Source organism: Bradyrhizobium sp. SZCCHNS3002 (genome assembly GCF_032377435.1).
Classification (GTDB): domain Bacteria; phylum Pseudomonadota; class Alphaproteobacteria; order Rhizobiales; family Xanthobacteraceae; genus Bradyrhizobium.
This window is the reverse complement of record NZ_JAUHHY010000001.1, coordinates 393,373-409,369: the sequence shown is the minus strand read 5'-3', so window position 1 is coordinate 409,369 and position 15,997 is coordinate 393,373. Positions and strand designations below refer to the sequence as shown.

At 64.5% G+C, this 15,997-nt stretch carries 11 protein-coding genes; 3 read left to right on the top strand and 8 right to left on the bottom strand.

All coding sequences use genetic code 11. The annotated features are described in order from the left end of the window. Window positions 1–15 precede the first annotated feature (15 nt). Complete coding sequence (locus QW845_RS01800; protein ID WP_315799949.1) at window positions 16–1,749, top strand: thiamine pyrophosphate-requiring protein; 1,734 nt, start codon at window positions 16–18, stop codon at window positions 1,747–1,749. Between the two features lie 176 nt (window positions 1,750–1,925). Here QW845_RS01800 and QW845_RS01795 read toward each other — a convergent pair whose 3' ends face one another. From QW845_RS01795 to dusB, 8 genes are all read right to left on the bottom strand, one after another. Then, window positions 1,926–3,593 carry an HNH endonuclease signature motif containing protein gene (locus QW845_RS01795; RefSeq protein WP_315799948.1) on the bottom strand — a complete coding sequence of 556 codons (1,668 nt, stop codon included), beginning with the start codon at window positions 3,591–3,593 and terminating at the stop codon, window positions 1,926–1,928. A 474-nt stretch (window positions 3,594–4,067) separates the two neighbouring features. Continuing rightward, window positions 4,068–5,447 (bottom strand): GTPase HflX, encoded by a 1,380-nt coding sequence (hflX, locus tag QW845_RS01790; RefSeq protein ID WP_315799947.1) that lies wholly within the window; start codon window positions 5,445–5,447, stop codon window positions 4,068–4,070. A gap of 27 nt (window positions 5,448–5,474) precedes the next feature. Then, window positions 5,475–5,723, bottom strand: a complete 249-nt coding sequence (gene hfq / locus QW845_RS01785) for an RNA chaperone Hfq (protein WP_006613906.1) — start codon at window positions 5,721–5,723, stop codon at window positions 5,475–5,477. Between the two features lie 270 nt (window positions 5,724–5,993). Beyond that, entirely contained in the window at window positions 5,994–7,364 is a 1,371-nt protein-coding gene (locus QW845_RS01780) for a sigma-54 dependent transcriptional regulator (RefSeq protein WP_315799946.1), read from the bottom strand. Between the two features lie 17 nt (window positions 7,365–7,381). Further along, entirely contained in the window at window positions 7,382–9,727 is a 2,346-nt protein-coding gene (locus QW845_RS01775) for a PAS domain-containing sensor histidine kinase (protein ID WP_315799945.1), read from the bottom strand. A 175-nt stretch (window positions 9,728–9,902) separates the two neighbouring features. Further along, window positions 9,903–11,345 (bottom strand): nitrogen regulation protein NR(I), encoded by a 1,443-nt coding sequence (ntrC, locus tag QW845_RS01770; RefSeq protein WP_315799944.1) that lies wholly within the window; start codon window positions 11,343–11,345, stop codon window positions 9,903–9,905. Window positions 11,346–11,354: 9 nt separating this feature from the next. Next, the gene (locus tag QW845_RS01765; RefSeq protein ID WP_315799943.1) at window positions 11,355–12,530 is read right to left on the bottom strand and encodes a nitrogen regulation protein NR(II); all 1,176 of its coding nucleotides are present in this window, start codon (window positions 12,528–12,530) and stop codon (window positions 11,355–11,357) included. After that, window positions 12,527–13,480, bottom strand: a complete 954-nt coding sequence (gene dusB, locus QW845_RS01760) for a tRNA dihydrouridine synthase DusB (protein ID WP_315800425.1) — start codon at window positions 13,478–13,480, stop codon at window positions 12,527–12,529. Before dusB ends, QW845_RS01765 begins: the two co-directional genes overlap by 4 nt. Before the next feature lie 449 nt (window positions 13,481–13,929). On the opposite strand from dusB, the gene QW845_RS01755 reads away from it, so the two are divergent. Beyond that, the gene (locus QW845_RS01755; RefSeq protein WP_315799942.1) at window positions 13,930–15,111 is read left to right on the top strand and encodes a bifunctional 2-C-methyl-D-erythritol 4-phosphate cytidylyltransferase/2-C-methyl-D-erythritol 2,4-cyclodiphosphate synthase; all 1,182 of its coding nucleotides are present in this window, start codon (window positions 13,930–13,932) and stop codon (window positions 15,109–15,111) included. A 269-nt stretch (window positions 15,112–15,380) separates the two neighbouring features. Beyond that, window positions 15,381–15,995: a CinA family protein gene (locus QW845_RS01750; RefSeq protein ID WP_315799941.1), complete on the top strand. Its 615-nt coding sequence runs from the start codon at window positions 15,381–15,383 to the stop codon at window positions 15,993–15,995. The last annotated feature ends 2 nt before the right edge of the window (window positions 15,996–15,997 follow it).

Below are 15,997 nucleotides of genomic sequence, written 5' to 3'. Positions count from 1 at the left end.
CCGCGTCATCGCGCCATGACCCGCCACACCACCGCGCACTACTTCCTCGAGGCGCTCGTCGAGATCGGCGTCGACTACATCTTTGCCAATCTCGGCACCGATCATGTCTCGCTGATCGAGGAACTTGCGCGCTGGGACAGCGAAGGCCGACGGCACCCAGAGGTGATCCTGTGCCCCCACGAGGTGGTCGCGGTGCACATGGCGATGGGCTATGCGAGTGCGACCGGCCGCGGACAGGCCGTGTTCGTCCACGTCGATGCCGGCACGGCGAACGCGTGCATGGCCATTCAGAATGCCTTTCGCTACCGGCTTCCGGTGCTGCTGTTCGCGGGGCGGGCTCCGTTCGCGCTGCATGGCGAGCTGCCGGGAGGACGTGACACCTACGTCCACTTCGTGCAGGAGAGTTTCGATCAGGGCAGCGTCATCAGGCCCTATGTCAAATGGGAATACACGCTGCCGTCGGGCGTCGTCGTCAAGGAGGCGGTGGCCCGCGCCGCCGCATTCATGCACAGTGATCCGCCCGGCCCGGTCTACATGATGCTGCCGCGGGAAACCCTGGCCGAGACCTGGGACGAGCAGGCGATGCCGGCCTACCCGGCCGCGCGCTATGGCAGCGTCAAAGCGGGAGGCATCGAGCCGGAACGGGCGCAGGCGATCGCGGACGCGCTGATGAAGGCGGACAATCCGATCGCGCTGACCGCCTATCTCGGCCGCAGCGCCGAGGCGGTTTCCGTCATGGAGCGGCTGGCGCTGGTGTGCGGCATCCGCGTCGCCGAGTTCAATCCCGTCACGATGAACATCTGCCAGGACTCCCCCTGCTTTGCGGGCGCCGACCCCGCCGCGCTCATCGCAGGCGCCGACCTCGGACTGCTCATCGACATCGACGTGCCCTTCATTCCACAGATGCTGAAGGCGGCCGATCGGCTGCGCTGGATCCAGATCGACATCGACGCCCTGAAGGCGGACATCCCGATGTGGGGATTTGCCACCGACCTTCGCATTCAGGGCGATTCGGCCGTCATTCTCCGCCAGGTCCTGGAGATCGTCGTCGCCCGTGCCGACGATGCGTATCTGAGAAAAGTGCGCGATCGGATCGCGAGCTGGCAGCCGGCCCGCGAGGCGGCACAGGCGAAACGCACCGCCGCGGCGGGCCAGAAGGGCCGGACCGGCGCGATCAACCCGGCCTATCTGTTCGCGCGGCTGCAGGCGCATCTGTCGGAGGACGACATCGTCGTCAACGAGGCGGTCCGCAATGCGCCGCTCCTGCAGCAGCAGCTTCGCCGCACCAGGCCGATGACCTATGTGGGCCTCGCTGGCGGCGGCCTCGGCTTCAGCGGCGGCATGGCGCTCGGGCTCAAGCTCGCCGATCCCTCGACGCGCGTGGTGCAGATCGTCGGCGACGGCGCCTACCATTTCGCCGCACCGGATTCCGTCTACGCCGTAGCGCAGCAATACCAGCTCCCGATCCTGACCGTGATCCTCGACAACAACGGATGGCAGGCGGTGAAGGCGTCGGTTCAGCGCGTCTATCCCGATGGCACGGCCCAGCGGACGGACTCGTTTCTGTCCCGGCTCTGCACCGGCCGTCAGGACGAGCAGCGCCGTCTCGCCGACATCGCCTGCGCGTTCGGCGCCCATGGCGAGCGGGTCGACGATCCGGACGCGCTCGACGCGGCGATCGAGCGCTGCCTCGCAGCCGTCGATGGCGGCCGCACCGCCGTGCTGCATGTGGACATCACGCCGCTTTAGTTCGATCGGGCGCGACCAAACGGCGCGGTCTGACCCGGCGCGGCGGTCAGTTCTCTTTGCCTACATCGAGCTCGTCCCTGCTGACGGGGCCACTCTGGAAGTGGTCCTTGCCTGAAGATGTCGACAACTATGGAACGACACGGAGAAGGCCAGTCGAACATGAAGTATGAAATGAATCATGCCGAGCTTCGGGACAGACCCGGTAATTCTTCCAATCTGGCGAGGGACGCTTCCAGATCGGCGATCGCGCTCCCATATCGCGCGCCTGCCACGCTCCGTGCCCTAACTAGGTGCGCCCGTGCTTCCTCCAGACGCTTTACATGCAAGCAGGCCCGCACACGTGCAGCATGTATCGGAAACTTATGCCCTCCATAGCGATTGGCGCGTTCGAAAAACCGCATTGCGAGATCCAGATCAGATCTACAACGAGCAGTTAAGGTACCTAGCATCGTCCAGAACTCCGCTTCATCAACACCGAAGAGCACGTCGTGGCCGAATGCGTCTTGCCCAAAAAAACGCCGTCGCGCATCAGTCAAGATGTTTGCGAGTTGGTTTGGAGCTTCGAGGTCAGTCTCAAACTTAGATAACAGGTTAACATCGAACCACTCTTCATCCACGATGGACCTGCAAGCAATCCAAGCCTTGAAATTGTGGGCATGGTCGAAGCCCTGACGCAATGACTCCGAAAGAAACGAGAGCGCGTCATTCACAATGGTCAATCCCCTGCTTCGATCTTGCGAATATGCAGCAGTCGACGCCTCGCCTATGATGTACGCCACTCGGCTCAACGAAGGACGAAATCCGAAATCGATGCCCTTCCAAAATGCGTCTATCGACTTGGTATATTGAAATGTCTGCCGATAGAAGATTGGACGATATTTTGCAGACGCGCCGTATTCTAGAAGTTCGGGGCCCTCCAAACTCTGGCCTATAGCGGCTATCCGTTCATCATACTCCGCAACCGACCTCAGCGGGAGCAATCTTGCCTTCGAGTATTCCACGAGCAAAGACTGCAGCAACGCCGACGAGGATCTGACGAGAGACAGGCTACGTTTCGCGCAGCGTTCAGCTTCGCTGAACGAACTCTCTTGGTGTGATTGAAGTCGCTGCAAGCGGCCTCGCCACCTGACGACGGCTGACTTCACTATTAAGATATAGGCCAAGGCGTCCTGATCTTCAGCTGAAGCACTAACTGAATCGAGCTTGTCGTTCAGAGCCTTTGCCAATGTGAGCTTCTTTTGCGTATCGAATACGCTGTACTCATCCCTTAAGAAAAGCAGCATAAGCGAAACCGCGACGGGCACCTTTCGCGCGTCTGCTATCTTTCTCAGCAGAGCGGTGCTCGCCTGCAGACCCTTCTCCCATCGAGACGAAGAATAGTCGTTCTCCAACGACGTCGTCTTGAGTTCAAGTCGCGCCAACTCCACCCATTGCACGGCAGTTTCGACCAACGGGTTGAGCGCAATATCGCCTAGAACACGCTCTGCCTCCCGGAGAAGACTGCGCCCCTCTTTTGGTCCGCTCAGGGTCGCCTCATTCATCAGGTCATAGATTCGACCGACCCTGACATCTTGCGCCAACTCGTGGTGGTCGAACCTGAATGGACTGCTCTGAAACAAGTCATCTACGAATCTAGCGACGTGACGAGCTTTGTTCATGACCATCTGGAAGAGGATCGCCGGCGGGTATTCGCTCGGTTTTTCCTGATCGATCAGGTGATGGTGCTTTCGGCAAAGCAGCATCAAGTTGTTTTCAGAATCGAGATCGACGTGCGGAAACGATGCTTTGAATTCGGATCGACTGCCATCATTCACCGGCAGGATGTGGCAGAGTTCGCCGATCATCTCGATGTGCCCATTGGACCATCTTGCAGCGATTTCCCCACAAGCACCGTACTCACAGTGACCAATCGATCTCATAAAGATCGAGGTTCGGACACTCTGTCGGATTTTTTCTCTTGAGGCCATACGCGCAACCCGCATGTCGCTCGACAAAATAATCTCATTTGAACGAAAGGCACTTCTGAACGGCGTGGCCGTCGGCCGCTATTGATACAAATCAATATTATGATTGACACGTTTTAGTTGTAAGTTTTTTGTCTGTAAAGTCATCCGCGTCTGTGAGCCGAGATGGCTGTTAGAGCCGTTGAATCGGCTGCATCTGTTTGATTTTGCTGCGCGATGAAGCTGATGGTGGCCCACTAAGCGGCCGCCGGAGACGCTCAAAGAATATAGCGAATAAGCGCTCAAATCAGTTGATTTGGATGGTTGCGCACTCGATCGAGTGGCAATCGATAGTGGTTGGATACCTTTACTATTCTACGCAACCCGGGGCACGCCGTGATAGCGCTCCACCACGATGTCGCGCTTGGTGGCGTCGACGCGCACGGTCATGTCGTAATGGCCCTCGTGCAGCTCCTTGGCCAGCACCTCGGCGTTGCGGTGCAGCCAGGAGATGCCGGCGCCGTCGGCGGCGTCGATGGTGAGGTCCAACGTGGTGCGCGCCGCCGCGAGCCGGTCCTCGATGGTCTGCAGCAGCGCGTCGACGCCCTCCCCGGTTTCGGCCGAGACCAGCAGGCAAGGCCGCTCCGGCGGACGCCGCGCGGCGATGTTGGCTAGGTTCTCGCGCGCAGCCGCATCGAGCCGGTCGATCTTGTTCCAGACCTCGATGATGGTGTCGGTGGCCTCGGGATCGATGCCGAGCTGGCTCAGCACCAGCTCGACGTCGTGCTGCTGCGCCTCGGCATCCTCATGCGACATGTCGCGGACGTGCAGGATCACGTCGGCCTCCAGCACCTCCTCGAGCGTGGCGCGGAAGGCGGCGACGAGCTGCGTCGGCAGGTTGGAGATGAAGCCCACCGTATCCGACAGCATCGCCTTGCCGCCATGCGGCAGCGTGATCGCGCGCAGGGTCGGATCGAGCGTCGCGAACAGCATGTCGGCGGCCTGGACGTCGGCGCGCGTCAGGCGATTGAACAGCGTCGACTTGCCGGCATTGGTGTAGCCGACCAGCGCCACGACGCGATACGGCACGCGCTGGCGTCCGGCGCGATGCAGCCGCCGCGTCGCCTGGACCTTCTTCAGCTCGTTCTCGAGCCGCGTGATGCGGTCGCCGATCAGCCGGCGGTCGGCCTCGATCTGGGTCTCACCGGGACCGCCCATGAAGCCGAAGCCGCCGCGCTGGCGTTCGAGATGGGTCCAGGACCGCACCAGACGGCTGCGCTGATAGTTGAGATGCGCGAGCTCGACCTGCAGCGCGCCCTCCTTCGTCTTGGCGCGGCGGCCGAAGATCTCGAGGATCAGGCCGGTGCGATCGAGCACCTTGGTGTTCCAGGCCTTCTCCAGGTTGCGCTGCTGGATCGGCGAGAGCGCGCAATCCATCACCACCAGCTCGACGCCATGGCCGGCGATCACGCCGGCAATCTCTTCGACCTTGCCCTTGCCGAGATAGGTCGCGGGGCGGATCTGCCCGATCGGCGCGAGAATGGCCTCGGCCACGGTCAGCTCGATGGCCCGCGCGAGGCCGGCCGCCTCGTCGATCCGCGCCTCGAAATCACGCATGTCGGATTGGCCTGCTTGCGCGCCATCGTCGCCGCGGCGCGCTCGCAAGTAGGGGCCGACCACGATGACGAGCCCGGTCCCCTTGTTGTCATCCGGCCTCGACAGGCCGATGGTCCCTTCGCGATCGCGGGGTTCCAATCAGGTCACTCTCACGTCAGGTCAGACTTACGCAGACGCGTCCTCGCCACCCTCGAACAGCTGGATCGGCGCTCCCGGCATGATGGTGGAGATCGCATGCTTGTAGACGAGCTGCGAGTGACCGTCGCGCCGGAGCAGCAGGCAGAAATTGTCGAACCATGTGACAATCCCCTGCAGTTTCACGCCATTGACCAGGAAGATCGTGAGCGGCGTCTTGGTTTTGCGGACATGGTTGAGAAAGGTGTCTTGTAGGTTTTGTGCGCGGTCGGCCGCCATTGTTGTTATCTCGCAGTCTTGTGCTTTTTCTTATTGAACCTTCGATGACCCGATCGCAGGCCCCGGATTCATCGAGGTGACCCATGGTCCATTGAGATCCCCCTCGAGGGACCACGGGATGCCGGATTAGAAGACAGGCGAGCATATTAGGCAAGCCGCTTGCAGGGAAGCCGGTTCCAAAAGACCCGGATTCATCCGTAAAATTCCGGAACTGGCCGAATTTTCCAATGTAAATTCGTCCAGTCGGCAAGTTTGGCCGAGCCGAAGGCCTCAGCCGACGCCGAGCGCCTTCAGCTTGCGATGCAGGGCGGACCGCTCCATGCCCACGAACTCGGCGGTGCGCGAGATGTTGCCGGAGAAGCGGCTGATCTGGGCGATCAGATAGTCCCGCTCGAACACCTCGCGTGCCTCGCGCAACGGCAGTCCCATGATGTGCTCGCCATTGTTGCTGGTCGGCATCGCCGGCACCATCGATCCCACATCCGGCGGCAGCATGTCCGCGGTGATGATCACCTCCGGTCCACCGGCGGCCAGAATCATCACGCGCTCGACGTTGTTGCGGAGCTGGCGGACGTTGCCGGGCCACACATGCGACTGCAGCACGGCCATGGCGTCCTGCCCGATCTGCCGCTTCGGCAGGCCGGTCGTGACCGAGATCTGGTCCATGAAATAGTCGATCAGCTCGGGAATGTCCTCGCGGCGCTCCGACAGCGGCGGAACCCGGATCGGCACCACCGACAGACGGTGATACAGATCCTCGCGGAAACGGCCGGCGGCAATCTCCTCCTCGAGATTCCGAGCGGTCGAGGAGATGATGCGCACGTCGACGTGCACCTTGGTGGTGCCGCCGGCGCGCTGAAACGTCTGGTCGACCAGCACGCGCAGGATCTTGTTCTGCGTTTCGCGTGGCATGTCGGCGATCTCGTCGACGAACAGCGTGCCGCCGTGTGCCTCTTCGAGCGCGCCGGTCTTGCGCGCCTGCTCGCCATTGGACTGCTCGATGCCGAACAGCTCCTCCTCCATCCGCTCCGGCGTGATCGCGGCAGCGTTGATGACGACGAACGGGCCTTCGGAGCGCGGCGACTGCGCGTGCAGCGACCGCGCGGCGAGCTCCTTGCCCGAGCCGGGAGGGCCGACGATCAGGATCCGGCTGTTGGCCTTGGCGGCGCGCTCGATGGTCTGGCGCAGCTGGTTCATCGATGGCGAGCGACCGGTCATGGTGCTCGCGGTCGGCGCCAGCTGCTTCAGCTCGCGCACCTCGCGCTTGAGCCGCGAATTCTCCAACGCACGCGTCGCGACCAGAATCAGGCGGTCGGACTTGAACGGCTTCTCGATGAAGTCATAGGCGCCGCGCTTGATCGCGGCGACCGCCGTTTCGATGTTGCCGTGGCCGGAGATCATCACCACCGGCAGGTCGGGATGGTCCTTCTTGATCTGCTCGAGCAGCTGCAGACCGTCCAACTTGGAGCCTTGCAGCCAGATGTCCAGGAACACCAGGTTGGGACGGCGGCTCGTGATCTCCGCGAGCGCCGAATCGCTGTCGCGCGCGGTTCGCGTCGTGAAGCCTTCGTCGTCCAGGATGCCGGCGACCAGCTCCCGGATATCGGCTTCATCGTCGACAATCAGAATATCACTCGCCATGGGTCACGCCTGTCTCGTCAGCTGCCGGTTGCGGCTTGGATTTTTGGTTCATCATTGGTCGTTTGAACCGTGTCGGCGGTTTCGCCGCCGGCCTCGGTCTTCTGCGCATTGTCAGACGCCGCCGCCTGCTCCTTCGCGCCCGTCTTGGCGGCCTGGCCGGAGACGGCAAAGCGCAGCCGCATCCAGGCGCCACGCTGGCCGGGACGAAAATCGGATGCGTCCTTCAGCTCGAGCTTGCCGCCATGGTCTTCCAGCACGCGGCCGACGATCGCGAGCCCGAGGCCGGTGCCCTTGGCGCGCGTCGTGACGTAGGGCTCGAGCAGCCGCTGCCGCGCCACCTTCGGCAGGCCGATGCCGTTGTCGATGACGTCGATCAGCACGTCCTCACCCTCGCGCGAGGCGACGACATCGATTCGGCCCTTGCCGAGCTCCGCCTCGGGCACCACCTCGATCGCCTCGGTGGCGTTCTTGATGATGTTGGTCAGCGCCTGCGAGATCAGGCGGCGATCGAACTGCGCGCGCAAGGGGTCCTGCTTGATCTCGGTCTCGATGTCGATCTCGGGATGCGCGACCTTCATCAGGAACACGGCCTGCCGCACGGTGTCGGCGACGTCCTCGCCTTCCATCACCGGCTTCGGCATCCGCGCGAACCGCGAGAACTCGTCGACCATTCGCCTGATGTCGTCGACCTGCCGCACGATCGTCTCGGTACATTGCTCAAATACCGCCTTGTCCTCGGTGATGACCTTGCCGAATTTGCGGCGGATGCGTTCAGCCGAGAGTTGAATCGGCGTCAGCGGATTCTTGATCTCGTGTGCGATGCGGCGCGCGACGTCGCCCCACGCCGAGGTGCGCTGCGCCGACACCAGCTCGGTGATGTCGTCGAGCGTGATGATGTAGCTGTCGCGCGCCTGGTTGGTCTGCTCGGCGGTGACGCGCACCGACAGATTGCGCTCATGGCCGTCGCGCTGGATCGTGATCTGGCCCTGCACCAGCCGCTGCTTGCCCTCGCGCGCGGTCTTCATCATGTCGTCGAGCTCGGGCAGCACGTCGGAGAGCGGATGATCGAGCACCTCCTGCTCGGCATGTCCGATCAGCTTCTCGGCCGAGCGGTTGAGGATGCCGACGCTGCCGGAGGCATCGACACCGATGATGCCGGCGGAGGCCGACGACAGCACCGCCTCGATGAAGCGGCGCCGGCTGTCGATCAAATCGCTGGCGCTGACCAGCTCGTCGCGCTGCGTGCGCAGCTCCTGCGTCATCTTGTTGAAGGTCTGGCCGAGCTGCGCGAGATCGCCCTCCGAGCGATGCACCGGGACCTGGACGTTGAGATCACCGGTCGACACGGTGTTGGCGGCATTCATCAGTTGCCGGATCGGCGCCACCAGCCAGTTGGCGAAGTTCAGCCCGATCAGCACCGAGGCCATCAGGATGGTCAGCGCGATCACCGCGAACATCAGCGCGAAGGCGATCTGGATGCCGAAGCGCCGCGCCTCGACCTGGGCATATTCGGCGACCGACAGCTCGGTCTGCTTGAGCTGCTCGACGACCTGCGGATCGAGCGGACGCGCGACGTAGAGGAAGGTGTCGTTGAACGCGCGCAGCCGGATCACCGCAGCGACGTAGTTCGACTCCGGCAGCACCGCGATCTCGGGTTCCTCCTCCCGGACATTGTTCAGGAAGTCGGGTGCCGGCGGCGAATAGGCCAGTTGCACCCCGCCGGACTCGGCCCAGACGATCGGATTGGTGTTCTTGTCGATGATCATCGCACCCGGCAGATTGCGCGAGGCGGCGCTGGTGGTCAGCAGATCGCGGAAGCTGGCGCGATCCTGATCGAACAGCGGCCGCGCACGGGCGATGTCATTGGCCATGCCGATGATGTCGCCGCGGATGAACTGCGCGTGCTCCTGCATGTAGGCGCGCGCGATGGTCAGCGAGTTCTGGATCGCGACCTTGGCCGGTCCGGAGAACAGCCGGTCGAGGCCGCGATCGATGGTGACGTTGGCGGCCACCGCGACCAGCACCGCCGGCAGGACCGCGATCACCGAGAACAGGCTGACGATCTGGACGTGCAGCCGCGCCGCCGCCCGGCCGCGCCGGCGGGCCTGCACCACCTGCCAGACCTCGCGGATGATGATCCCGACCAGGACCAGGATCGTTCCGGCGTCGATCAGATAGAAGGTCTTGACCACGTCCGTCGTCGGCTCGACCGGGGTCAGCCCGACCAGCACGATGAAGGTGAGGAAGGCCGACAGCAGCGCCAGCGCGACCGCGACCGGCGCGAGCCAGGTGCGCCAGGTCCAGCGCCGGCCGTCGGCGGACGAGGAATCGAAGGGGGTGGCCGAGGTCTCTGCGCTGGTCATTCCGGCAAGGTGGGTGATGCTGAACGCGGCACGTCCGGGAATCGGACTGATGCATTCCTACCACGCTGTTGCCAAATTGCGACAAATCCGCGGCGCGGAAGCGCGACGCGGATTTGTCTACAATAATTCTCACCTGAGGCGGGCTTGAGCCAGCCGCGAAGGTATCAAAGCACCGTCAGCCGCCGCTGCGGTACACCTGGATGTCGAGGTCGCGAATCTTCTTCCGCAGCGTGTTGCGGTTGAGACCGAGCAGATCGGCGGCGCGGATCTGGTTGCCGCGCGTCGCTGCGAGCGCCGCCGTCAGCAGCGGAATCTCGATCTCCTTGAGAATGCGGTGGTACAGCCCCGGCGGCGGCACGCCGTTCGGAAATCCCTGGAAGTGCGAGGACAGATAGGCCTCCACGGCACCACCCAGATTGTCGATCGAGGTCGGCGCGTTGGAGCCGGTGGTCACCGCCGGCGGGGCCAGTTCGCCGTCGATGACCGAGGCGGTGATGACGTCCTGCGGATACAGCGCCGCCAGGCGCCGCGCGAGGTTCTCCAGCTCGCGGACGTTGCCCGGCCAGCGGTGCTGCTTGAGCCGCTCGAGCGCGGCGGCATCGAGCTTCTTCGGCGGCAGCCCGTCCTTCTCGGCCAGCGCGAAGAAGTGCCGGACCAGATCCGGCAGGTCCTCAATGCGCTCGCGCAATGGCGGCAGCCGCAGCGGCACGACGTTGAGGCGGAAGAACAGGTCTTCCCGGAACAGCCCCTGCTGGATCAGGATGCGCAGATCCTTGTTGGAGGCCGCGACGATGCGCACGTCGGTCTTGATCGGGGTGCGGCCGCCGACTGTGGTGTACTCGCCCTGCTGCAGCACGCGCAAAAGCCGCGTCTGCGCCTCCATCGGCATGTCGCCGATTTCGTCGAGGAACAAGGTGCCGCCCTCGGCCTGCTCGAAGCGGCCGGAGGCGCGGGTGTTGGCGCCGGTGAAGGCGCCGCGCTCATGGCCGAACAACTCGGACTCGATGAGGTCGCGCGGGATCGCCGCCATGTTGACCGCCACGAACGGGCCGTTGCGGCGCTTGCCGTAGTCGTGCAGCGCGCGCGCCACCAGCTCCTTGCCGGTGCCGCTCTCGCCAGAGATCATCACGGTCAGATCGGTCTGCATCAGCCGCGCCAGCACGCGGTAGATGTCCTGCATTGCCGGCGAGCGGCCGACCAGCGGGATCGATTCGAACTCGCCGTCGTCGGGCTGGCTCGCCGCCCGCTCCTTCGGCTCGGCCAGGGCGCGGCCGACGATCGCGATCAGCTCCTTCAGGTCGAACGGCTTCGGCAGATACTCATAGGCGCCGCGCTCCGAGGCCTTGATCGCGGTCATGAAGGTGTTCTGCGCGCTCATCACGATGACCGGCAGGTTCGGCCGCATCTTCTTGATGCGCGGCAGCAGGTCGAACGCGTTCTCATCGGGCATCACCACGTCGGTGATGACGAGATCGCCCTCGCCCTGGCTCACCCAGCGCCACAAGGTGGCGGCATTGCCGGTCAGCCGCACCTCATAGCCGGCGCGTGACAGCGCCTGGTTCAGGACCGTGCGGATGGCCGTATCGTCATCGGCAACGAGAATGCTACCTGCAGGCATAGGTGGTCCTCAATTTGATCCCTGTGAGGCATGCAACGGCGTCCCCGAAACGTCATCGCGATTGCTTTGGTCTGGTTGTTTGGTTGCGCTGTACATCGGCATCAGCACCCGGAAGGTCGTCTTGCGCGGCTGCGACTCGCACTCGATGATCCCGCCATGGTCGCCGACGATCTTCGCGACCAATGCAAGTCCGAGGCCGCTTCCGGTCGGCTTGGTGGTCACGAACGGATCGAACAGGTTGGGCATCAGATCTTCCGGCACGCCGGGGCCGTTGTCCCTGACGCAGAACTCCAGCGGCAGCGACACCCGCGACTTCTTGCCGGGCACCGACAGTCGCACGCCCGGGCGGAACGCGGTGGTGAGCTGGATCTCCGCATCCGAGCCGAGGTCGACGACCGCTTCGGCGGCATTCTTGACCAGGTTGAGAAACACCTGGATCAACTGGTCCTGGTTGGCGAGCACCGGCGGCAGCGACGGATCGTAATCCTCGACGAAGCGGATGTTGCGGGCAAAGCCGGATTGCGCCAGCCGCTTCACGTGGTCGAGCACGGAGTGGATGTTCACCGGCCCGCGCGCCACCGGGCGGTCGTCGCCGAACACCTCCATGCGGTCGACCAAAGTCACGATGCGGTCGGCCTCGTCGCAGATCAGCCGGGTCAGCATGCGGTCCTCCGAGGAGGCCTGCTGCTCCAGGAGCTGCGCCGCGCCACGGATGCCCGACAGCGGATTCTTGATCTCGTGCGCCAGCATCGCGGCCAGCGCGATCACCGAGCGCGCGGCGCTGCGATGGGTAAGCTGGCGGTCCATCTTGTCGGCGATGGTGCGCTCCTGCAGCATCACCACGATGTGGCCGGGCCGCTCCGGCAGCGGCGCGACGTGCAGGTCGACGAGGCGATCGGCGCCGGTGCGCGGCGTGCCCAGATCGACCTTGTACTCGTTGACCGGCGCGCTCGTGGTTCGGACCTGGTCGATCAGCGCCAGCAAGGGGCTGCCGAACGGCACCAGCTTCTTCAGCGATTGCCGCTGCAAAAACTGCGTCGAGGAATCGAAGAACGATTCCGCCGCCATGTTGGCGTCCATGATCATGCCGTCCGGGCCGATGACGAGAACCGGATTGGGCAACGCGTTGAGGATGGCATCGCCATCCGACGGAAGTCGCTTGCGCTGTTCTGCGGCTGAGCTCATGCGGCTGCACTCCAGGCAAAATCGTCGAAAGCGTCACGCAGCGCCCGATGCACCAAAGACGGCTGCTCGGACGTGAGGATACGGTCGCGCCAGGCCTTCAGTTTTTCGGCCGGCGCGCGGGCGTGCTCGGCGGCGACGTCGAGCCCCCAGCTGAGATGCTTGCGGGCGTGGCGCAGGCCGACACGCTCGCCGTAATGGCGGCAGATCTCGTCATAGAGCGCCGTGAGCAGTGCGAGCTGCTGCGCCAGCTCCGGCGCGCCCTCCTCCGCCCCGCCATTGAGCTGGCGGCCGATCTGACCGGGCAGCCAGGGGGCGCCTTGCGCGCCGCGCCCGATCATCACGGCATCCGCGCCGGAGGCGTCGAGCGCCTCGCGCGCGTCTTCGTAGGTGGTGATGTCGCCGTTGACGACGACCGGCAGATCGACGGCGTCCTTCACCGCGCGCACCGCGCTCCAGTCGGCCTCGCCCTTGTAGAACTGCTGCCGGGTGCGGCCATGCACCGTGATCAGCTGCACGCCCGCGGCCTGCGCGCGGCGCGCCAGCTCCGGCGCGTTCAGGCTGCGCTCGTCCCAGCCGAGCCGCATCTTCAGGGTCACGGGCACATCGACGGCCTCGACCGTCGCCTCGATCAAGGTCAGCGCATGATCGAGATCGCGCATCAGGGCCGAGCCGGACTGGCCGCCGGTGACATGCCGCGCCGGGCAACCCATATTGATGTCGATGATATCGGCGCCGCCGTCCTCGGCCACCCTGGCGCCCTCCGCCATCCAATGCGCCTCGCAGCCGGCGAGCTGCACGACATGTGGCCCGATGCCGCTGGCCTCGCAGCGCAACCGGGATATCCACCGCCCGCGCACGAGATCGTCGCTCGCGGTCATCTCGGACACCACCAGCCCGGCGCCGAGTTCGGCCGCGAGTCGGCGGAACGGCGCGTCGGTGATCCCCGACATCGGCGCGAGAATGGCCCGGTTGGCGAGCGAAACGCCGCCTATCTTCAAGGCTTTGGCTGGTGGTTTGGCCGGACCGGTCACGAACGACTCTTAAAGCTCTTTGGACGCATCATCGCGTCTGCGCTGCACTCTCAAGCACAAATCTTGGGCAGTCAAGCGTCATGCCTACACTTTAGCCAAAACGATCAGTATTTCAAGTGCAGTGCAGCAAAATATGCTTGTTCGGCAGTCATGGTAAACCCTTGAGCCGCCGGATTTTTGCATGGCTCCACGGCGGTTCGCAGCAGCGGATCGGCCTTCAAGTGCCTCACGGCGCCTTACGAACGCGTCGCGGTCGCAGTCGCCGCTCAAGTCATGTGTGATCCTGCTCGCTTAACATCCTCTGCAGATGTAAGAAGCCGGCAAATCTCCTCACCCTGGTCTTTCATCAGCATCGATATCCTGTTCCCATGACGACTTCTCAGCGGACTGCAGCCATCCTCGTCGCGGCCGGACGCGGCCTGCGCGCCGGCGCCGGTGGTCCGAAGCAGTACCGCACGATTGGCGGCCGTACCGTCATCCATCGCGCGCTCGCCGCCTTCGCCGATCATCCCGAGGTGGCAGTGGTCCAGCCGGTGGTGAATCCCGATGACATCGACATCTTCAATGCTGCCGTATCAGGCCTGCGCCACGAGGTCCCCGCACATGGTGGCGCAACGCGCCAGGCCTCGGTGCTGGCAGGCCTGGAAGCGCTGGCGCCGCACAAGCCCGACATCGTGCTGATCCACGATGCCGCGCGTCCGTTCGTCACGCCGGCCGTGATCTCGCGCGCGATTGTCGCGGCCGGCAAGACCGGTGCGGCGATTCCCGTCGTGCCGGTGACCGACACCATCAAGGAGGTCGGAACGGGCGGCGACATCACCGCGACGCCGGAGCGCGCGAAGCTGCGCATCGCGCAGACGCCACAGACCTTCAAGTTCGAGACGATCCTCGAGGCGCATCGCCGCGCCGCGCGCGAGGGCCTCACCGAGTTCACAGATGATGCGGCGATCGCGGAATGGGCGGGATTGACCGTCGCGACCTTTGAGGGCGATGTTGCCAACATGAAGCTCACCACACCGGAAGATTTCGTGCGCGAGGAAGCGCGCCTCGCTGCCACCCTCGGCGACATCAGGACCGGCACCGGCTACGATGTGCACGCCTTCGGCGAAGGCGACCATGTCTGGCTGTGCGGCCTGCGTGTGCCGCATAGCAAGGGCTTCCTGGCCCACTCCGACGGCGACGTCGGTTTGCACGCTCTGGTTGATGCAATTTTGGGCGCCCTGGCCGATGGCGACATCGGCTCGCACTTTCCGCCCTCCGACATGAAGTGGAAGGGCGCGGCCTCCGACCAGTTTCTCAAATACGCCATCGAGCGCGTCACGGCGCGAGGCGGCCGCGTCGCCAATCTCGAGGTCACGATGATCTGCGAGCGGCCGAAGATCGGCCCGCTGCGTGACCAGATGCGCGCCCGCATCGCCGAGATCACCGGCGTCGACCTCTCGCGCATCGCCGTGAAGGCCACCACCAGCGAGCGGCTCGGCTTCACCGGCCGCGAGGAAGGCATCGCGGCCACGGCAAGCGCGACGATCCGGCTGCCGTGGAATGTTTGACGGGAGTCCCGGCGAGCAAGTGATGGAAGCAGTCGATGCCCGAAGAAGACATCGACTGCTGAGTTGAGACACGAGATCAAACTGATCTCTGGACCTTGGAATCGAGTTGTAACCGCGAGCGCGGTGCGCTCCCTCGCCCCGTCAGGGCGAAGCGAAGCTTCGCTAGGGTGGGGAGAGGCGAAGCTCGCGGCGCCACCTCGAACTTTTCGAACGCCATCGCTTTGGTGGTGCTTCCTGAGGTCTCGATCGGCATCGAGGAAACGCTGCAGATGGCGAGCGAACGTCAAATCGGCTCCACCAGCGCGCTGGCCCGCTCGCTGCTCGACCTCTGCCGGTCGCGCAAGCTGATGATCGCGACCGCCGAGTCCTGCACCGGCGGCTTGGTCGCCGCCGCGCTGACGGAGATCCCCGGCTCGTCCGACGTCATCGACCGCGGCTTCGTCACCTACTCCAACGAGGCCAAGCGCGCGATGCTCGGCGTCGAAGCCTCGACCTTGCAGACCTTCGGCGCCGTCTCCAAGGAGACCGCGATCCAGATGGCCGTCGGCGCCCTCGAACGCGCCGACGTCGACCTCGCGGTCGCCATCACCGGCATCGCCGGCCCCGGCGGTGCCACCCCCGGCAAGCCCGTCGGCCTCGTCCACTTCGCCGTCGCCGCCCGCGACGGCCGCATCACTCACCGCGAGCACCGCTTCGGTGCCATCGGCCGCAGCACCGTCCGGACACGTTCGGTGATCGAGGCGCTGCGGATGTTGATGGAACTGGCAAGACCGCAGGTCCCCGCCAAGCCGAAACGCGCGGCCGCGACGCGTCTGAGACCGCGCGTGGCTCGGGCGCCGCGGCTGCATCCGGTGAAGCGTCCGCCGAGGCGGCCGCGGACTTAGTT